The organism is Mesorhizobium newzealandense (assembly GCF_042682145.1).
GTDB classification, from domain to species: domain Bacteria; phylum Pseudomonadota; class Alphaproteobacteria; order Rhizobiales; family Rhizobiaceae; genus Mesorhizobium; species Mesorhizobium newzealandense.
In genome coordinates, this window is the sequence record NZ_JBHUGZ010000005.1 from 67,189 (window position 1) to 84,832 (window position 17,644).

The window sequence follows — 17,644 nt, forward strand, 5'->3', positions numbered from 1 at the left end:
GGGCGGTGCCGCAAGGATACGTGGCGGCAGCTGCCGTGCGGCAAGACGGAAAGTGCTCCTCTGGAGCCGAGATATCAGATGCCGCCGCGCTCAGCCTCGGGTGTCGAGACCAGCAAGGCCGAAGCGGCGTTGGCTGCGGTGACGGCGGCCCGCATGACCTCGCCACGGGCAAGCGCCGCGGCCAGCGCGCCGACGAATTCGTCGCCCGCGCCATGCGTGCTGACGACCTTGACCGGGATGGCCGGCAACGCGAAGGCCCCGCCGCTCCGGTCGCAACAGGCGACGCCCTCGCCGCCCGCGGTGACGATCGCAGCCGGGCATAGATCGACCAGAAGCCGCGCCGCCTGTGAAGCACCTTCCAGTGTCTCGACCACCGCCAGGCCGGCCAGGGATTCCGCCTCGATGGCGTTGACCACCAGAATGTCGACGAGCGCGATCAATTCGCTGGAGAGTTTGCGCGCGGGGGCGGCATTGAGCAGGACGCGGCCGCCCTGTCTCTTCACTGCGCGTGCGGCGGCAATGTTGGCGGCTTCCGGTACCTCGTTTTGCAAAAGCAGCACGGACGTTCGTGCCACCGCCTCGGAGGCGGCCGCGATGTCCTTGTCGCCCAACGTCAAATTGCTACCGGAGACGATCACCGCGCCATAGTCGCCGCCTTCGTCGAAGATCGCCACGCTCATGCCGGAGCCGGCGCCCGGCGCCGTCCGCACAAAGCGGCGGTCGACGCCGGCGCGATCGAGATTGGCCAGCAGCGCCATGCCGAAATCATCGTCGCCGACAGCGCCGATCATCGCCGCGCGCATACCGGCTCTCGCCACCGAGACCGCCTGGTTGCCGCCCTTGCCGCCGCATTTCGGGTGCCAGGCATGGCCAGTCACCGTCTCGCCCTTGCGCGGGCGGTCGGGGGCGTCGACCATGATGTCGTAGTGCAGGCTGCCGAATACGGTGACCAGCGGCGTCGTCGGCAGCGTCATGAGCCCCGGTCTTTTCGTTTCGATGCCACCGCCGACATGGTGCGACCGAGATTGCGCTCCGCCGCCTGATAGTCGCGCTGGGCCACTGCCACGAACAATGCGTCGAGGATGTTAAGCTGGGCGATGCGCGCCGCCGCGTTCTCCCCCATCAGCGGCGAGCCCTGCGCGGTCGAGCACAGAACGATGTCGGCGACCGCGGCCAGCGGCGAGTTGTCGTAATTGGTGATGGCCAGTGTCCGTGCGCCGTTCTTGCGGGCCAGCTGAATGGCGTCGATGACGGCTGACGTGTTGCCTGAATGCGAGAAGCCGACTGCGATGTCGTCCGCGCCGAGCAGCGAGGCCGACATCAGCATCATGTGCGAATCGTCGTAGACCGATGCGCGGATGCCTATGCGCAGGAATTTGTGCGAGACGTCGCGCGCGATCTGCGCCGAACCGCCGACACCGTAGAAGTCGCGATTCGCGGCGCGGTAGAGCAGATCGGCGGCACGGTCGAAATCCTCGATGTCGAGGATGGCCAGCGTTTCCTCCAGCGCCTGGATGGAGGTTCGGAACACCTTCTGCACGATCTCGGCCGAACTGTCGTCGGACGATAGCTCCTGGTGCATTTCGGCGGTCGGCAGGCGGCTGTATTCATAGACGGCGGTGCGGAAGTCGCGATAGCCGGAGAAGCCGAGCTTCTTGGCGATCTTGACCACCATGGCCTCGGATACACCGGATTCTTCTGCGATCTGCTTCAGCGGAATGCTCTCGTCAAAGCCGCGCCGGCCAAAGACGGTTTCCACCACCTTCGCCTCCAGCGGGGTGAGATGCGGCATCATCATGCGGATGCGCGGTCCTACCGCTTTCAGGTCCAGCCCGCTCAAGGTCATCCACGCCCCCTCGTCACGCGATCGATAAGCATCGCGGCGAGGATTATAAGACCAGTTGCCAGAAGCTGATAGAAGGACTGCACGTTCATCAGCGTCAAACCGTTGCGCATGGCGCCGAGGATGACGGCACCCAGAATGGTGCCGACCACGCTGCCCTTGCCGCCCATCAGTGAGGCGCCGCCGATGGCTGCGGCAGCTATGGCGTCGAGCTCCCAGAGATTGCCGAGGATGGGCTCGGCTGCGCCGAGCCTGCCAATCAGGATCTGCGCGGCAAGGGCGGCCAGCAGCCCGGAGATCATGTAGGCGGCGATCTTGGTGCGGGCGATCGGCACGCCGGCAATGTAGGCCGCCTCCTCATTGCCACCGACGGCAAGCAGATATTCGCCGAAAGGCGTCTTCTTCAGAACGATCCAGGCGACGACAGCGACGCCGGCAACGATGATGACCGCCAGCGGCAGCCCGAACAGCGAGCCGTTGAAGATGGCGCGGAAGCTTGGCGGAAGGCCGAGCACTGGATTGCCGCCGGTGTAGATCAGCGCCAGCGCCCGGTAGGTGCTGAGCGTTCCCAATGTGACGATAAAGGGCTGCAGCCCGACATAGGCGACGAGCACGCCGTTGACGAGGCCGCAGGCGAGGCCAATGGCAAAGCCGGCGGCGATGGCGAGTGGAAACGGCACGCCGGCAACCAGCATCGAGGCCGAGATGACGGCCGAGAGTGCCGCCGTCGGCCCAACCGAAAGATCGATGCCGCCGGAGATGATGACAAGCGTCATGCCCAGCGCCAGGCAGGCGTTAATGCTCGACTGCTGCAGGATGTTGATCAGGTTGCGCTCGGCGAAGAAGCCCGGCACCAGCGCGCCGAAGACGGCCAGGATCACGACAAGGCCGATCAGCGTCCCGGCGTCGCGCATGGAAAACCCGCGCAAGAATTCGGCCCGTGGCTGGACAAGAGTGGTATCCGACATATCCGTCACCTAATGCCTTGCCGGCCCTGCGGCCGGCGTTTGCGTTTGCGGGATGGCGTGCGCCGCGATCGCCTGTTCGCTGATGTTGCTTCTGTCGAGTTCGGCGGCGATCGTGCCGTCGCGCATGACCAGCACGCGGTCGGCAAGCCGGATCACCTCGGGAAGTTCGGAGGAGACGACGACCACCGAATGACCTTCGGCGGCGAGTTCCTCGATCAGGTGATAGATCTCGGCCTTGGCGCCGACGTCGATGCCGCGCGTCGGCTCGTCGAACAAAAGGATGCGCGTGCCCGCCGCCAGCCAGCGGCCGATGATCGCCTTCTGCTGGTTGCCGCCGCTGAACAGCCGGATCGGCCGGTCGAGCAGGAACGGCCGCAGCTTGACGCGACTCATCTTCTCGGCCGCCACCTGTTTCAGCCTGATGTGATCGATGACGCCGCGCGGCGCGAACACGCCCATCGACGCCAGCGCCATGTTGCTGGTGATCGACCGCAGCGGCACGATGCCCTCGTGCTTGCGCTCTTCCGGCACCAGGCCGATGCCTGCGGCAATCGCATCGCGCGGGCTGGAAAATCGCGTCGCTCTGCCGTCGATTGCAATCGTACCGGCGGAAGCGCGGTCGACGCCGGCCAGTAGCCGTAGCAGCTCGGTGCGCCCGGAGCCGACGAGGCCGGCAATGCCGAGCACCTCGCCACGGTGCAGGTCGAACGAAACGTCGCGGACTTTCGTCGCGGAGGCCAGGCCACGCACGCTCAGCATGACCTCGCCGGAGGCATGGGAGCTATGGTGTTCCTGCGCCAGCTCGCGGCCGACCATCATCGCCACGACCGCTTTCTCCGACAGGCTTGCCAGATCGACGGAATCGACAACGACACCGTCGCGCATGATGGTGGCGCGTTCGCAGATGCCGAACACCTCGTCCAGCTTGTGCGAGACATAGACAACCGCCACGCCGTCACGCGCGAGCCCTGTGATGACTTCGGCGAGGCGCTCGAACTCGCTCGGCGTCAGGCTCGATGTCGGCTCGTCCATGGCGACGATGCGGGCGCGGTCGAGCAGCGCGCGGGCGATCTCGACGATCTGCCGCTGCGCCACCTTCAGTGTGCCAAGCGGGGCCGCCGGATCGATGGACGGATCTATTGCCGCAAGAGCCTCGGCGGCGCGGCGCTCCTGCTCACGCCGGGCGACGAAGATGCCGCCGCGTGTCAGCGGATGGCCGAGAAACATGTTCTGGGCGACGCTGAGGCGCGGCACCTGCTGCAGTTCCTGATGGATCATGGCGACGCCCACCGCGCGCGCCGCCACCGGATTGGCGAGCGTGACCGGCTTGCCGTCGATAAGGACGCTTCCTGCCGTCGGCCTGTAGACGCCCGACAGAATGCGCAGCAGCGTCGACTTGCCGGCGCCGTTCTCGCCGAGCAGCCCGTGGATTTCACCGGCTCCGACCGAGAAGGACACGTCGTTGAGCGCCCGCACGGCCGGAAACAGCTTGGAAATACCTGCGAATTGCAGTCGGGGTGACATGAGGTTCTATTCTCCGGGCAATGGTGCCAGCCGCGAGCGAAATGCTCTGGCCGGCACCCGCCGCCCCGCCCTATCTTTTTGTGCTACTGGCCCGCCGCGGCGTCCTCGAGCAGCGCCTTGCGCACGGCGTCGCCGGTGCCGGAATAGCGGTCGGCATTGTCCTTGGTGATCAGCGCCTGCGGCGTAGCCACGACACGCGGCAACTTCTGCCCGGCGACGAGCCGCAACGCCGTTTCCAGCGCCACCTCGCCGGTCAGCACCGGGAAACTGTCGACCGTGCCGGTCAGTTCGCCGGCACGGATCGAGGCATAGGCGTCGGAAATGCCGTCTGTGCCGAACACGGCAACCTTGTCCTGCAGGCCGGCAGCCTTGACCGCCTCGACGATGCCCAGCGCCATGCCGTCATTGTTGGCATAGAAGCCGATCAGGCCGGGGTGCTGCTGCAGGATGTTGGTGGCCGCGTCATAGGAGGTCTGGCGGTCCCAGTTGCCGGGAACACTGGCGACGACCTCGAACTTGCCGGACTCGCTAATGGTGGTCTTGAAGCCGTCGGTGCGCTGTACAGCGGCGTAGACGCCGGCCTGGCCTTCGATGATGGCGACCTTGCCGCCATTCGGACGGTTCTTGATGAACCATTTGGCGACGCGCACGCCATTGTCGCGCTGGACATTGCCGACATAGTGTTCGGCTTGCGGGATGACTGCGTCGTTGACGTTGACGACCGGCACATTGGCGGCTTTGGCCTGTTCCATGATCGGCTGCAGATTGGCGTCCGTCTGCGGCGAGACGAGCAGCACGTTGTAGCCTTGCGTCACCAGGCCTTCGGCAATGGTGAGCTGGCCGAGCTGGTCGCCTTCGCTCTGCGCCGCCTGATAGACGACGGGCACGCCGACCTTGTCGCCGAACGCCTTGTAGCCCTCGCCGAGCGAGCGCCAGTATTCATTGGTCAGCGTCTTGGAGACGGCGCCGGCCTTGGTGCCGTCGGGCAGCTTGGGCAATGCACCGAACTTGGCCTCGACCTGCGACCAGTCGATGCGGTCCTTCTCGGTATCGGAATTGAGCGGTGCAAGCTCGGCTGAAAAGGCCGAGCCGATCGACAGCGCCATCAGGGCAGCTGCGGTGGTGGCTAGCAGAAATTTCATTGCATTCCTCCCTTGTTGAAAAACGGTGGCCTTGTTGAAAAACGGGTGGCCTTGTTGAAAACGGTGGCGGCTCCCGACGCCTCGGTTTTCCTGGACGCCTCAGCCGTCCGGACCGAGCATGATTTCCTGGATGATGGCCTGTGACGTCACCGCGTCCTGGCGGTCGACAGCGGCGGACAGGCGGTTGTCCTGGTCGATCCGGTCGACGACACGCAGCATGCGCTTGACGGTGGCAATGTTGACTTCGCACTCGTGCACCGGATCGAGCCCGGTCATGTCGGGGAAGGTGTCGAAATAGATGGCGCCGGCGTAGCCGTCCTTGCGGATCTGGCGGAGCAGTTCGATCGTCTGCAGCGTATGCACGGCGCCGACCATCAGGCCGTCGTCGCGCTTGGCGTAGCCGTCATTGAGATGCACGCCGAGCAGCTTGCTGTGGCGCGCCACCAGGGCAGCGGCGAAAGCCGGCTGCTCGTCGGCATAGAGCACATGGGCGAAGTCGAGCGTGACGCCGAGATTGGGCAGGCCGACCTCGCGGATCGCCAGCAAGGTCGTGGCCGCATCCGGCATCAGGCTGTAGGAGCGCGGCTCGTTGGGTTTGTACTCAAGGCTGATCTGGCAATCGGGATCATGCGCAGCAACTTCACGAATTCCGTCTATTTCGTGTTGCCATAGTGTCGCATAGTCGGCCTGGAAGGCGTAATCGAAGCCATCCTGTCCGAGCCACAGCGTCATCAGGCTGGCGCCGGCCTCGCGCACTGCGTCGATGCCGGCCTTGGTCAAGTCGATCGCTTCACGGCGCACCGCTGGATCCGGATTGGTGAAGGCGCCGAGCTTGAAGGCCGGGTTGGAGTAGTAGCGCATGGCAAAGCCATTGATGGAGAGGCCAAGGTCACCGAGGTTCCGTGCGATTTCGGCGGGCTTTTCGCCGACATGGTCGGGGAAATTCAGATCGAGGTCGGTCAGCCCGGCAACCCTGGCGGCGCGCGCTGCCATCTGCATCAGGGACGGCTTGCCGGTGAGATCGGGCCATTCTGACTGTGGCCGCGAGGCAAAGGAATTCAGGCGCGTGGCGAAACGGTTGGCTGTCATGATCGACCCTTCAATTTTCATAACTTCACACAAACACGAATATTTGTAAAGTTATTGTTTTGAGAGAGGCGACGAGTCGCTGCCGGGCCGCAGTCGCGCCAGGCTGAGCCGTGCAAATGCGCGCCGGGAGCCGGCGATTTCTCAACTGGCGCCGTACACAGGAGGGCCTGTCAGGGCGGTGGGATCAGTAAAGGGGCAGGATCGTCCTCACGCCGCCGCCTTGCGGAAGCGGGCGACGAAATCGTCGAGTTCGGGCCGCTCCATGTCCGAGATCGCCCAGTAGGAGAAGGCGCCGTCGCTCCAGTGCACCAGAGAGAAGCCGCCCGACGAGAGGTCGTCCGGCGCGGTGGTGCCGCCGCCCTGCTGCGGTTCGGCGACCAGTGTGATCAGATGCTCGCGGTGGCGGTAGACCAGCGCCGGCACCGGCCGGTCGGCGATCACCTCGACACGGCCGCCGATCAGTGCATAGCCATCCTGGGCAAGGTCCGGCGCCGGCGGCGACACGCCTACCCGGGCGTCGAGCCACGGCTTCACCGTGTGGCGGTCGGACGAGACGACGTCGATAGGGCTGGCCGCAAGCAGGCTGCGGCGATGACCGCTGGCGACCCCTGCTGCGACACTGTCGGATGCGCTGTTGACCATCACCCATTGCGTCACGCCGCTGGCCAGCACCGCGCTGATCATGATCGATGCTGCCATGGCACGCCAGTCGAACGAGCCGAAGCGGCGCGCCCTTGGCAGGATCCGCTGCGACGGACGCGTTTCGACGTTTCGCCTCTGGCCTCCCCCGATCGGGGCAGTCAACCCCGGTTGCGCCGATGGTGTGCCCTGCTGCGGCTCCGCCGGCTTGTCGTGCGCCTGTTGTGCCGTGGCTGCCATGCCGATCGCCGCGGTGCGGGCCTGAAAGGCATCGCTGACATCGGGTCGCGGCAAGCGGCTGACTGCCGCCTGCAAGGCGACGATGCGGGCGTGTTCGGCGGCAAGCCGCGGGTCGGCGGCGATGCGCCGCTCCACCGCCAGCACTGCCGCCGCGTCGAGTTCGCCATCAACGAGGGCGTGGATCATCAGCCTGATGCCCTCGGGATCGTTGGGCAGTCCGTCGTCATGGTTGGTCATGGCGCTCTCCCAGTTCAGACACAAGCAGGCCGCGGGCGCGGGCCAGCCGCGACATCACCGTGCCCATCGGCACGCTGAGCATGGCCGCTATCTCGCGGTAGCTGAGGCCGTTGATATCGCGCAGCACCAGGGTCTCGCGAAACGGCTGCGGCAGTGCCGCGACCGCCGCCTCCAGAGCCGCCGTATCGGCCCTGGCAATCAGGCTCGCCTCCGGGCCGTCTTCGTCCGGCAGGCTGGTGCCGTGCGCCGCCGCCATCTCGTCGAGATCGCTAAGGTCGCCGACGGCCAGCATGCCGCGCGGCCGGTTGCGCGACATCCAGGTGTAGGCGGTGTTGCGCACGATGGTCAGCAGCCAGGCGCGGGCGTTGCCGCCGGCATAGCCGGCAATGCCGGTATGTGCCTTCACGCAGGCCTCCTGCACCACGTCCTCGGCATCGGCGACGTTGCCGGTCAGCCAGCGGGCGAGCGCAAGCGCGTCGCCGAGATGGGGCAGCACCACCTCGCCAAAGCGCTCGGCCAAGGCCTTTTCGCTCAACACCGCAGCATGATCCGGCACTCCGGGCAGGTCCTGCCATGCGCCTTCAGGGGGCGACGGTGATCTTGCCCTGCATGTGCGGGTGAAGCCCGCAGAAATAGGCAAAGTCGCCTGCTTTGGTGAAGGTGAATTCATATGTGTCACCGGTGTCAAGCGCCTTGGAGCGGAAGGAGGAATCATTGGCGACGACCTGATGCGGAATGTCGTCGTCGTTTCTGAAGGTCACGGTGGTGCCGGGCTTGACCGTCAGATCGGGTGGCGTGAAGGCGAAATTCTCGATTTTGACCATCGGCGCATCCGCCGCGCGCAGCGGCTGACAGGTCGCTGTGGTCAAGGTGAAGGCCGTTAGGATCGCGGCCATGTGCCGGGCCGGAAGGCGTATGCAGATCATGGTAATTTCCCTTTCAGGCCAGCGTCGAGTCGATGACGGCAAGGTCGTGCACGCCTTGCTTCACGGAGACGGTGCTGGTGCCGAGCAGGCCGCGCAGCTGACCGGCCGGCACGGTCATCGGTCCAGGCGACGCAGCGGTGCCCGGCGCCGGCTGCGGGAAGGCGGTCGAGCGCGCGGTGTGGAAGGTGACGTTGCCTTCCACCTTCTGCATGATCTGGTGGATGTGGCCGTTGAGCACGGTGACCGAACCGAAGCGCTTGAGCAGGCCCAGCGCCTGTGCCGCGTCGTCGGTGCCCCAGCCCCATTCGGGATAGACGGCCCAAAGCGGGATATGGGCGAAGACGACGATCGGTGTCGAGGCGCTGACCGCCTTCAGGTCGTCGGCCAGCCACGCCAGCTGCTCGGCGCCGAGATTGCCGAGTCCGCCCGCCTTGAGGTTGACGACATTGACCAGGGCCACGAAATGCACGCCGCTCTGGTCGAACGAATACCAGCCGGCGCCCTTGGTGCCCTTGCCGTAGCGGTCGAGATAGGCCTTGCCGTTGCCGTCGTCGATCAGATCGTGCTCGCCCGGCACGTAATGCACGTCGAAGCCGGCGCCGCCGATGATCTCAGCGGCGTTGTCGAACTGTGCCGGCTTGGAAAGATGGGTGATGTCGCCGGTGTGGATCATGAAGGCGGGTTTTTGCGGCAGCGCTTGGATTTTGCCCATCGCCTCCTTCAGCGTGTCGATGGCATGCGGGTTGGCCGCCTTGTCGAAGCCGATATGGCTGTCGGAGATCTGCAGGAAGGTGAAGCCGGCGGCCATGGCCTCGGCGGCCTGCGCGGCGCCAAGCAGGTTGAGCGACACTGGCACGCCGCCTGAAATCGTCCACAGCACGCCGGTGCCGGCCCAGATCATGCATTCCAGCGCGTGGCGGCGGCTGATGCCGTCGTGCCCGCTCTCGTCATCGTGGTGATGGGTCATGTCGGTCTCCTCAACGCCAGGAGTGGCGTATGCTGAGGAGACCTGGGGTGGCGGTGATTTATTCCCGGCTGGTGCGGGTTCAGCCGTTCACGGCTTCGTGATGGCGCGCGTCGATGACACCAGCCTGCAAAGGCCTAGTCCGGCCAGCGCAAGGCGCCGGACGAATCCTTGCGGGCAGGCTTCATGGCGTCGATGGGCCGGTCGGCCGCGGTCAGTAGGGTCCGCAGCCGTTCGGCGACGATCTCCGCTTCGCCGGGATGCAGATTGCACGGGTCGAGGAAGAAATGGCCGCGCTCGACCTCGTGGTTGCGCACGATGATGGGCGGCGAGCCCGCGGCCAGGGACGAGGCAAGGCCGGCGGCGGTGAACCGGCTCTCGGGCGACACGAAGATCTGCAGCCGGTCGAGCGGATTGGCGGTCGGGTCGGGAATGATCCTGGCAACGATGCCCGGCAGTCCCTGCAACGTGTCCTTCCACAGGTTGAGTGCTGCCTCTTCGCGCCGGCGGATGCCGTCATGGTCACGCTTTTCCCAGGCTTCCAGAGCGGCCATGGTGCCGGCGATGCTCTCCTTGCCGACCTTCATGGCGCGTGCGACGCCGCGGTTCTGCAGATAGGCGGCGCGCACCAGATCCTTGCGCCCGGTGACGATGCCGCTGGTCGGTCCACTCAGGAATTTGTGTCCGCTGTAGATGACAATGTCGGCGCCGCGCGCCAGGAAGCCGCGCAGATCATATTCGGAAGCCGCGTCGACAATCACCGGGACGCCCCTGGCGTGGCAGATCTCGCAGAACTCCTCCAGCGACAGCATGCCGTATTGCACGGTGTGGTGCGCGACGACATAGAGGCCCGCGGCCGTGCGGTCGCGGATCGCGTCGCGCACATGATAGTCCTGGGTCACGCTGACCGTGCCGGCGGGAATGGTCTTTGCTCCGGCCAGCCGGATCGACTGGTCGATCGGCGCGCCGTAATTGACGATGTGACCGAGCTGGACGATCACTTCCGACTTGAGATCCTCGGTGTCGTCCGGCAGGCGCTCGATGGCGAGCAGGTTGGTTCCCGTCATCGCGCCGGCGATCGCCATGGTGATGCCGCTGGCGCAGCAGGCGGTGATGAAGCCGGCCTCGCCGCCGGTGAGGCGTGCAACGACCGTGCTAGCGGCACGTTGCAGATCATCCATCTCCACCCATTGCGAGGCCATTTCGGACATGGCGCTGATCGCTTCCGGGACGACGATCGAAGCGCCAAGCGCGGTCATCGTACCGGAGACATTGATGATCGGGCGAAGGCCGAGCCGTTCGCGGATGGTGGTGTTGGAGCCGTCGGCGGAGTAAGTTTTCATCTCGGATTCCATTTCTAAAAGTCAGGCGGCGATCTCGACGACCGCCTCGATTTCGACGGTGATGTTTCCGGGCAAGGAGCCGACGCCGATTGCCGAGCGGGCATGGCCGCCGATATTGTCGAAGACATCGGCGAAAAGGTCGGAACAGCCGTTGACCACTTTCGGGTGGTCGCTGAAGGTCGGTATCGCATTGACGAAGCCGAGCAGCTTGACGACGCGCACGATACGGCCGAGATCGCCGGCGGCGGCATGCATGACGGCGAGCAGATTGAGGCCGGTGAGGCGGGCATGCTGATAGGCCTGCTCAACCGTCACGTCTTCTCCCACCTTGCCGGTGCAGAGCGTGCCGTCGGCCCGCAGCGGCCCCTGGCCGGACAGGAAGATCAGCCGGCCGCTTTCGGCATGGGTGACGAAGTTGGCGATCGGGGTCGGCGGCTCGGGCAGCGTCAAGCCGAGTTCGGCGAGCCGGATATAAGGCGACATCAAATGCTCCTTGCGACAGCTTTCACTGTCCGGTGTCAGAAATGCGAGGCGCGGAAGCGCGCCAGGAAGGTGCGGAGGCGTTCGTTGGTGGTCTCCGCCGCGAGAATCTCCTTCGGTGGGCCGACGGCGCTGACGCCGCCATCGGCCATGAAGACGATACGGCTCGAGGCGTCGCGCGCGAAGGCCATTTCGTGCGTCACCATCAGCATCGTCATGCCGTCCTCGGCGAGGCTGCGCACGACGGCCAACACCTCGCCGACGAGTTCGGGGTCGAGAGCCGAGGTGATTTCGTCGAGCAGCAGGATCTTCGGCTCCATCGCCACGGCGCGCGCGATGCCGACGCGCTGCTGCTGGCCGCCCGACAGTTCGGCCGGCAGGCTGTCGGCCTTGTGGGCAAGGCCGACCCGGCCGAGCCAATGCTCGGCGATCGAGCGCGCCTCGGCTTCGCTTTTTCCCCGCACCTTGCGCAGCCCGAGCATGATGTTGCCGGCCGCCGTCAGGTGTGGAAAGAGGTTGAAGCTCTGGAACACCATCCCGGTTTCGGCGCGCATCGCGGCGAGATCGCGTTCGCTGCGGCGCTGACGGGCTGCCGGGTCGCGAAAGCCGACCTCCTTGCCGTCGATGCGGATCGAGCCGCTGTCGTAGCTTTCCAGGAAGTTGACGCAACGCAGCAGTGTGGTCTTGCCGCTGCCCGAGGGGCCGATGACCGTCACCACCTCGCCGCGCGCTACAAGCAGGCTGACTGAGCGCAAGACCTGGACGGTGCCAAAGGATTTGGAAACGTCGCGGACGTCGAGGAGGGCCGGGGTGTCGTTCGAACTTGTGGACATTGCTATTCCCGGATGAAGGAGAAACGACGCTCGAGCCGCCGGCTGGCGAGCGAAAGGGCATAGTTGACCGCGAAGTAGATGAGCGCACCGAGGATGTAGAGCGGCATGGCCTCATAGGTGCGGCCGATGACCTGGTTGATGGCCTGCATCAGGTCGGTGATGCCGAGCAGCGACACCAGCGCACTGCCCTTGACCGCATCGGTGACGCCGTTGATCCAGGGCGGCAGGAAGCGCCTGAATGCCTGCGGGAAGATGACGTAGGTCAGCCGTTGGCGAAAGGTCAGCCCGATCGCCATCGCCGCTTCCGACTGCCCTTTCGGGATGGAGCCGACCGCGCCCCTGAGGTACTCGATGACCTGCGCCGTCTTGAACAGAGTGAGCGCAAGCACGGCTGCCCAGAACGACGGCAGATGAAGCCCGATCGCGGGCAGGCCGTAATAGACGAAGAACATCAGCACCAGGATCGGAATACCGCGGATCGTGTCGCTGAAGATGCGCACCGCCCAGCGCAGCGGTGCCGGGCCATAAACCAGGCCGACGCCCAGCAGGACGCCGGCGATGAGCGACAGGACCACGACCAGCAGCGACACCCACAGGGTCAAGGCGAAGCCTTGTGCGAGGAACGGCAAGGCATAGGCGATCTGGGTCAGCATGTCAGCGCGCCGCCCTAAATCGACGCTCGACGAGCCGCAGCCCGAAGAGCAGCGCATAGCCCGTCAACAGGTACATCGCCGTCGTGACCAGGTAGACCTCGACGATGCGGAAGGTGTTGAAGTTGATCCACTGGGCGCCGTAGGTGAGCTCGGGCACCGAAATGACCGAAGCGATGGAAGTGTCCTTGAACAGCGAGATGAAGGTGTTGGACAGCGCCGGCAAGGTGATGCGCAGCATGGTCGGCAGGCGCACGTGGAGCAGTCGCTGCCATGGCGTCAGGCCAATTGCCTTGCCGGCGTCGAGCTGGCCGCGCGGAACCGCTTCGAGGCCCGAGCGAAACACCTCGACCAGGTAGGCTCCGCTATAGACCGCCAGCGTCAAGATGAACGAGGTCTGGGCGCTGTAGGCGACGTCGACCACGGTCGGCAAGCCATAGAAGACGAGGTAGACGAGCAGGATCAGCGGCACGTTGCGGATGAATTCGACATAGGCGGCGATGGCCGATCTCACCACGCGCCCTGCCGAGACATACCAGACCGCCAGAACCAAGCCGATGACGATGCCGATGGCGATCGAGATGACGGCCAGTTCGAGACTGAGCAGCAGTCCGCCCCACAGCTTGTCGAAATGCCGCCAGATCAAGTTGAAGTTGAGGGCATAGCCCATGCGTCCGCCTCAGTGCGAAGGGCCGTCGAGGAGAAGCTGGCGGAAGGGCGCCGAATGCTGCCCTTCCGCCAACTGGATCAGATGACCGGAAAACCAGGATGGCGGGCCGGTGGCTCCTGTCCGAAGTAATCTTTGAACGCGGCGTCGTATAGCGCCGTTTCGTGACCGAACATGGCTATGGTGAAGGTCTGATTGACGAAGGTCAGCCAGTCGAGGTCGCCTTGCCGGAGCGCCGCGCCATACAGCATCGAGAACCAGCTCTTGCCGGCATCGAAGTATTTGTCCGGATTGCGCGAGGCAAGCCAACGCACGGTCGAAAGATCAACCGCGGCGGCATCGACACGCTTGGCTTCCAGCGCCTGCAACACGTTGGCCTGGGTGTCGATCTGCATCACCTGCGACTGCGGCAGAGCTATGTGCACCGATGCTTCGGCATCGACGTTCTGCAGGATCGAGACGCGTGTCGCCGAACCAGCGGCAAGCAATTTATCGAAGGTCTTGTTCTCGGCGGTCGGAAGGGTCAGCAAGGCGACACCCTCGACATAGTAGGGTCGGGAAAAATTGATCAACTGCGAGCGCTGGGCGCTCATAGTCATGAACTGGATGGTGATGTCGACCTTGTTGGTGGTCACGTTGGGAATGCGCTGCGCCGGGTCCTGCATGACGAATTCGACCTTGGTCGGATCGTCGAAAAGTCCCTTGGCAAGAATGCGCGCCATGGTGATGTCCATGCCGACCAGTTCGCCAGCATCGTTCTCGAAGTGCCAGGGTGCGTTGGTGCTGCCGGTGCCGACGATCAGCTTGCCGCGATCGAGTACGGTGCGCAGCACACTGTCGGGTGCTGCCTGGGCAGCAGCCTTCTGGGCATCGACGGTTGCCAGCACGCCAGCCGTGGCCAGTCCTGCCATTCCCAATTTCAGAAAATCACGTCTTCCGGATGTGTCGTTCACGGCGACCTCCTTTCGTGTTGTGTTCCCCTATGCACAGGCAATACACGCATCGTTGATTTTCAGAGCGATTGTCTCTTACAAGAGACGCTTGTATCCTGTACAAGACAGATACTAACACGAGGAATCGACAATGCAAGATGGCAGTGCCTTGGCAGTTTCAGCCGACGAGAAGATTTCGAGCTCCCGCGAAAAAGGCCTCAACCGGGTGCTCGAGATCCTGGAGTTTCTTCATACGACGCAGCGGGCGATCGGCATTGGCGATCTTGCCAAGGGGGTGAACGCACCCCGCTCGACGACCTACACGCTGGTGCGATCGCTGGTCGATGCCGGCCTGCTGGAAATGGCCGGCGACGGCAATCGCGTCTATTTCGGCAAGAAGCTCTATCTCTACGGAATGGATTATGTGCGGGGCAACGACCTCTTGAGGCGCGGGCGCCAGGAGGTCGACAATCTGTCGCGCGAAACCGGCGAAACCTCTGAACTGTGTATGCTGCAGAGCGGCCGCTATACGATTGTCCATTCAAGCCCGGGCACCAGGCCGTTCCGCATCAGCTCCGCCACCGGCCTGCAGATACCGCTGCCCTGGACCGCTTCGGGACGGCTGCTTCTGGCGGGCTTCGAACAGGCCCGGATCGAAGACATGATATCCGAAGATGATCTCATCCTGCCGGACGGCCGCAGACTGCTTCTCAACGACTTCGTCGCCGACATAGCGAAGGCTGAAGCCACCGGCTATTGCGTCACCTCGGGCCTTGTCGATGCATATACGAAATGCCTCGCCGCGCCGGTCTTTTCAGGGCCTGGCAAGGTCGAGGCGACGATGTGCCTGGTGGTTCCCATTGACACGACAGAGGAGCGGACGGGCAGTCTCATCAGCCTGCTGCGCGACCGCGCCGCCAGGCTTTCGATCGCCGGATAGGCGCAAAGCGATCAGGAGCGACCCAGCTCTGCCGTCACGCGATGATGTCGGGAATGATCTTGTCTTCCAGCGCCATCAGCCGGTCCTTGAGGAACAGCTTCTTCTTCTTCATGCGCTGGATCTGCAACGGGTCGCAGTTCGTGGCGATCATCGCGTTGATCGCCGCGTCGAAATCTGCGTGTTCCTGCTTCAGCCGGGAAAATTCGAGGCGAATATCGGCCTGTTCCTGATCGGACATTCTCTACCGTCTGCACGTCTGCGGCGCCCAAAAACTGGGCCTGATTGGGCGGGGCCGGGGTCTTTTGTCACCGGCGCGCAGCCCATATCACATTTCACATTGTCGTGGAATGCTACCACGCAGCATTCGACATCGCTGCCGGAAGGTGGCACACTGTCACCGTGCCGTCACAGAAGCGAACCTGCGGTGGACGCGCCGTGACGGCTGCAATCGAGGAATCCATGAAAGGGAGAACCAATCATGTCTCTTGCATCCCATCTTGATGAGTTGCAGCGGAAACACGGCGACATCGAGCGCGAGATCGATGACGCGATGAACCATCCATCGGTCGACGACCTCGAAATCGTGAATCTCAAGCGACGCAAGCTGGCACTCAAGGACGAGATTGAAAAACTGAGAGCGCAACCGACCACGCATTGATGCCCTCCTGACATAGCCGATCACGATCCACGGCCTCTCTTGCCGGCGGCAACTGCCGCCGGTGTGGTGGATTTTGGGCTATCTCTCAGCCGAGCCTGCACTTCCATTCAGCTCAATTTCGGCTTCGGCCGTCGCCGGATCATGGATCATTTCTGATCCCGGCGGCGGGCCAATTGCGGCCAGTGGCGACCTGTCGCCATTGACAAGCCATCTTTGCTCATCCACCTCATGCCCGGACTTTAGCGCATCGGCCCGGGGCGTCTTTGTGCGTCCAAGTGGACACATGGCGCTCCAGAGACAAAAGGCTGCCGGCATGACCGGATATTTTTCCTCTCCCTTCCCCCGCCGCACCTCGGTCGGCGTCGATGTCGGCGGCGTGGTCGTCGGCGGCGGCGCGCCTGTCGTCGTGCAGTCGATGACAAACACCGATACGGCCGATGTCGACCAGACGGTTGCGCAAGTCGCGGCGCTGCACCGCGCCGGCTCCGAGATCGTGCGCATCACCGTCGATCGTGACGAGAGTGCCGCCGCCGTGCCGCGCATCCACGAAAGGCTGGCGCGGCTCGGCATCAACGTGCCGCTGGTCGGCGATTTCCATTATATCGGCCACAAGCTTTTGGCCGATCATCCGGCCTGCGCCGAAGCGCTGGCAAAATACCGCATCAATCCGGGCAATGTCGGCTTCAAGGACAAGAAGGACCGGCAGTTCGCGGCAATCGTCGAGATGGCGATCAGATACGACAAGCCGGTGCGCATCGGCGTCAACTGGGGTTCGCTCGACCAGGAGCTTTTGACCCGGCTGATGGACGACAACCAGGCCCAGGGTTTCCCGCTGACGGCGCAGGAAGTGACGCGCGAAGCGATCGTGCAGTCGGCGATCCTGTCGGCCGAAATGGCCGAAGAGATCGGCCTTGGCCGCGAGAAGATCATCCTGTCGGCCAAGGTCAGCGGCGTGCAGGACCTGATCGCCGTCTACACCGAACTCGCCACCCGCTCCAACCATGCGCTGCATCTTGGCCTGACCGAGGCCGGCATGGGTTCGAAAGGCATCGTCGCTTCGTCCGCCGCGATGGGCATTCTGCTGCAGCAAGGCATCGGCGACACCATCCGCATTTCGCTGACGCCGGAGCCGAATGGCGACCGCACACGTGAAGTGCAGGTGTCGCAGGAATTGCTGCAGACCATGGGGTTCAGGCAGTTCGTGCCGATCGTCGCCGCTTGCCCCGGCTGCGGCCGCACCACCTCCACCGTGTTCCAGGAACTGGCCCAGAACATCCAGGCCGATCTCAGGAAGAACATGCCGGTGTGGCGTGAAAAATATCCCGGTGTCGAGAACCTCAAGGTCGCGGTGATGGGCTGTATCGTCAACGGTCCGGGCGAGTCCAAGCATGCCGACATCGGCATTTCGCTGCCCGGCACCGGCGAGACGCCGACGGCGCCTGTCTTCGTCGATGGCAAGAAGGCAGCGACGCTGCGCGGGCCGTCGATCGCGGCGGATTTCGAGAAAATGGTCGCCGACTATATCGAGCAACGGTTTGGTCGCGGCAAAGCCGCGGCAGAGTAGATCAA

The 17,644-nt window shown here is 64.3% G+C and carries 20 protein-coding genes; 3 read left to right on the top strand and 17 right to left on the bottom strand.

Annotated elements, in window-relative coordinates; genetic code table 11:
• Positions 1-74: 74 nt before the first annotated feature.
• From ACFSOZ_RS07470 to ACFSOZ_RS07545, 16 genes are all read right to left on the bottom strand, one after another.
• Positions 75-974 (bottom strand): ribokinase, encoded by a 900-nt coding sequence (locus ACFSOZ_RS07470; RefSeq protein WP_379095421.1) that lies wholly within the window; start codon positions 972-974, stop codon positions 75-77.
• Entirely contained in the window at positions 971-1,846 is an 876-nt protein-coding gene (locus tag ACFSOZ_RS07475) for a MurR/RpiR family transcriptional regulator (RefSeq protein WP_379095424.1), read from the bottom strand. Before ACFSOZ_RS07475 ends, ACFSOZ_RS07470 begins: the two co-directional genes overlap by 4 nt.
• Positions 1,843-2,811 (bottom strand): ABC transporter permease, encoded by a 969-nt coding sequence (locus tag ACFSOZ_RS07480; RefSeq protein ID WP_379095427.1) that lies wholly within the window; start codon positions 2,809-2,811, stop codon positions 1,843-1,845. The genes ACFSOZ_RS07475 and ACFSOZ_RS07480 overlap by 4 nt, the downstream gene beginning before the upstream one ends.
• Positions 2,812-2,820: 9 nt before the next feature.
• Positions 2,821-4,335 carry a sugar ABC transporter ATP-binding protein gene (locus ACFSOZ_RS07485; protein ID WP_379095430.1) on the bottom strand — a complete coding sequence of 505 codons (1,515 nt, stop codon included), beginning with the start codon at positions 4,333-4,335 and terminating at the stop codon, positions 2,821-2,823.
• An 83-nt stretch (positions 4,336-4,418) separates the two neighbouring features.
• Positions 4,419-5,477: a sugar ABC transporter substrate-binding protein gene (locus ACFSOZ_RS07490; RefSeq protein ID WP_379095433.1), complete on the bottom strand. Its 1,059-nt coding sequence runs from the start codon at positions 5,475-5,477 to the stop codon at positions 4,419-4,421.
• Between the two features lie 99 nt (positions 5,478-5,576).
• Entirely contained in the window at positions 5,577-6,566 is a 990-nt protein-coding gene (locus ACFSOZ_RS07495) for a sugar phosphate isomerase/epimerase family protein (protein WP_379095436.1), read from the bottom strand.
• A gap of 207 nt (positions 6,567-6,773) precedes the next feature.
• Positions 6,774-7,682 carry an anti-sigma factor family protein gene (locus ACFSOZ_RS07500; RefSeq protein WP_379095439.1) on the bottom strand — a complete coding sequence of 303 codons (909 nt, stop codon included), beginning with the start codon at positions 7,680-7,682 and terminating at the stop codon, positions 6,774-6,776.
• Positions 7,669-8,217 (bottom strand): sigma-70 family RNA polymerase sigma factor, encoded by a 549-nt coding sequence (locus ACFSOZ_RS07505; protein ID WP_379095655.1) that lies wholly within the window; start codon positions 8,215-8,217, stop codon positions 7,669-7,671. The genes ACFSOZ_RS07500 and ACFSOZ_RS07505 overlap by 14 nt, the downstream gene beginning before the upstream one ends.
• Before the next feature lie 46 nt (positions 8,218-8,263).
• Positions 8,264-8,578 carry a cupredoxin domain-containing protein gene (locus ACFSOZ_RS07510; protein WP_379095658.1) on the bottom strand — a complete coding sequence of 105 codons (315 nt, stop codon included), beginning with the start codon at positions 8,576-8,578 and terminating at the stop codon, positions 8,264-8,266.
• Between the two features lie 43 nt (positions 8,579-8,621).
• Positions 8,622-9,575, bottom strand: a complete 954-nt coding sequence (locus tag ACFSOZ_RS07515) for a metallophosphoesterase family protein (protein ID WP_379095442.1) — start codon at positions 9,573-9,575, stop codon at positions 8,622-8,624.
• A 134-nt stretch (positions 9,576-9,709) separates the two neighbouring features.
• Positions 9,710-10,915, bottom strand: coding sequence for an aminotransferase class V-fold PLP-dependent enzyme (locus tag ACFSOZ_RS07520; RefSeq protein WP_379095445.1), 1,206 nt, complete (start codon positions 10,913-10,915; stop codon positions 9,710-9,712).
• 21 nt (positions 10,916-10,936) lie between these two features.
• Positions 10,937-11,398 (bottom strand): RidA family protein, encoded by a 462-nt coding sequence (locus ACFSOZ_RS07525; protein WP_379095448.1) that lies wholly within the window; start codon positions 11,396-11,398, stop codon positions 10,937-10,939.
• Between the two features lie 35 nt (positions 11,399-11,433).
• Positions 11,434-12,228, bottom strand: a complete 795-nt coding sequence (locus tag ACFSOZ_RS07530; RefSeq protein WP_379095450.1) for an amino acid ABC transporter ATP-binding protein — start codon at positions 12,226-12,228, stop codon at positions 11,434-11,436.
• 2 nt (positions 12,229-12,230) lie between these two features.
• Positions 12,231-12,881 carry an amino acid ABC transporter permease gene (locus tag ACFSOZ_RS07535; protein WP_379095453.1) on the bottom strand — a complete coding sequence of 217 codons (651 nt, stop codon included), beginning with the start codon at positions 12,879-12,881 and terminating at the stop codon, positions 12,231-12,233.
• A 1-nt stretch (position 12,882) separates the two neighbouring features.
• Entirely contained in the window at positions 12,883-13,548 is a 666-nt protein-coding gene (locus ACFSOZ_RS07540; protein ID WP_379095455.1) for an amino acid ABC transporter permease, read from the bottom strand.
• A 77-nt stretch (positions 13,549-13,625) separates the two neighbouring features.
• On the bottom strand, positions 13,626-14,456 hold the full coding sequence (locus ACFSOZ_RS07545; protein ID WP_379095457.1) for a transporter substrate-binding domain-containing protein: 831 nt from the start codon (positions 14,454-14,456) through the stop codon (positions 13,626-13,628).
• Positions 14,457-14,628: 172 nt separating this feature from the next.
• Here ACFSOZ_RS07545 and ACFSOZ_RS07550 point away from each other — a divergent pair, with 172 nt between their 5' ends.
• Positions 14,629-15,417 (top strand): IclR family transcriptional regulator, encoded by a 789-nt coding sequence (locus ACFSOZ_RS07550; RefSeq protein ID WP_379095459.1) that lies wholly within the window; start codon positions 14,629-14,631, stop codon positions 15,415-15,417.
• Between the two features lie 34 nt (positions 15,418-15,451).
• On the opposite strand, the gene ACFSOZ_RS07555 is transcribed toward ACFSOZ_RS07550, so the two are convergent.
• Positions 15,452-15,655, bottom strand: a complete 204-nt coding sequence (locus ACFSOZ_RS07555; RefSeq protein ID WP_095089397.1) for a YdcH family protein — start codon at positions 15,653-15,655, stop codon at positions 15,452-15,454.
• Positions 15,656-15,895: 240 nt separating this feature from the next.
• Between ACFSOZ_RS07555 and ACFSOZ_RS07560 the strand changes: the two genes are divergently transcribed.
• Positions 15,896-16,075: a YdcH family protein gene (locus ACFSOZ_RS07560; RefSeq protein ID WP_027023510.1), complete on the top strand. Its 180-nt coding sequence runs from the start codon at positions 15,896-15,898 to the stop codon at positions 16,073-16,075.
• Positions 16,076-16,388: 313 nt separating this feature from the next.
• A complete protein-coding gene (gene ispG, locus ACFSOZ_RS07565; RefSeq protein ID WP_379095461.1) occupies positions 16,389-17,639 on the top strand; it encodes a flavodoxin-dependent (E)-4-hydroxy-3-methylbut-2-enyl-diphosphate synthase in 1,251 nt (416 codons plus the stop codon).
• Positions 17,640-17,644: the final 5 nt, after the last annotated feature.

Excerpts from the sequence above, each read along its gene's own strand:
- ACFSOZ_RS07490 (WP_379095433.1), bottom strand. The coding sequence starts at position 5,477 with ATGAAATTTCTGCTAGCCACCACCGCAGCTGCCCTGATGGCGCTGTCG.
- ACFSOZ_RS07475 (WP_379095424.1), bottom strand. The coding sequence starts at position 1,846 with ATGACCTTGAGCGGGCTGGACCTGAAAGCGGTAGGACCGCGCATCCGC.
- ACFSOZ_RS07515 (WP_379095442.1), bottom strand. The coding sequence starts at position 9,575 with ATGACCCATCACCACGATGACGAGAGCGGGCACGACGGCATCAGCCGC.
- ACFSOZ_RS07530 (WP_379095450.1), bottom strand. The coding sequence starts at position 12,228 with ATGTCCACAAGTTCGAACGACACCCCGGCCCTCCTCGACGTCCGCGAC.
- ACFSOZ_RS07495 (WP_379095436.1), bottom strand. The coding sequence starts at position 6,566 with ATGACAGCCAACCGTTTCGCCACGCGCCTGAATTCCTTTGCCTCGCGG.
- ACFSOZ_RS07500 (WP_379095439.1), bottom strand. The coding sequence starts at position 7,682 with ATGACCAACCATGACGACGGACTGCCCAACGATCCCGAGGGCATCAGG.
- ACFSOZ_RS07555 (WP_095089397.1), bottom strand. The coding sequence starts at position 15,655 with ATGTCCGATCAGGAACAGGCCGATATTCGCCTCGAATTTTCCCGGCTG.
- ACFSOZ_RS07535 (WP_379095453.1), bottom strand. The coding sequence starts at position 12,881 with ATGCTGACCCAGATCGCCTATGCCTTGCCGTTCCTCGCACAAGGCTTC.
- ACFSOZ_RS07485 (WP_379095430.1), bottom strand. The coding sequence starts at position 4,335 with ATGTCACCCCGACTGCAATTCGCAGGTATTTCCAAGCTGTTTCCGGCC.
- ACFSOZ_RS07560 (WP_027023510.1), top strand. The coding sequence starts at position 15,896 with ATGTCTCTTGCATCCCATCTTGATGAGTTGCAGCGGAAACACGGCGAC.
- ACFSOZ_RS07470 (WP_379095421.1), bottom strand. The coding sequence starts at position 974 with ATGACGCTGCCGACGACGCCGCTGGTCACCGTATTCGGCAGCCTGCAC.
- ACFSOZ_RS07510 (WP_379095658.1), bottom strand. The coding sequence starts at position 8,578 with ATGGCCGCGATCCTAACGGCCTTCACCTTGACCACAGCGACCTGTCAG.
- ispG (WP_379095461.1), top strand. The coding sequence starts at position 16,389 with ATGACCGGATATTTTTCCTCTCCCTTCCCCCGCCGCACCTCGGTCGGC.
- ACFSOZ_RS07525 (WP_379095448.1), bottom strand. The coding sequence starts at position 11,398 with ATGTCGCCTTATATCCGGCTCGCCGAACTCGGCTTGACGCTGCCCGAG.
- ACFSOZ_RS07550 (WP_379095459.1), top strand. The coding sequence starts at position 14,629 with ATGCAAGATGGCAGTGCCTTGGCAGTTTCAGCCGACGAGAAGATTTCG.
- ACFSOZ_RS07540 (WP_379095455.1), bottom strand. The coding sequence starts at position 13,548 with ATGGGCTATGCCCTCAACTTCAACTTGATCTGGCGGCATTTCGACAAG.
- ACFSOZ_RS07545 (WP_379095457.1), bottom strand. The coding sequence starts at position 14,456 with ATGGCAGGACTGGCCACGGCTGGCGTGCTGGCAACCGTCGATGCCCAG.
- ACFSOZ_RS07480 (WP_379095427.1), bottom strand. The coding sequence starts at position 2,811 with ATGTCGGATACCACTCTTGTCCAGCCACGGGCCGAATTCTTGCGCGGG.
- ACFSOZ_RS07520 (WP_379095445.1), bottom strand. The coding sequence starts at position 10,915 with ATGAAAACTTACTCCGCCGACGGCTCCAACACCACCATCCGCGAACGG.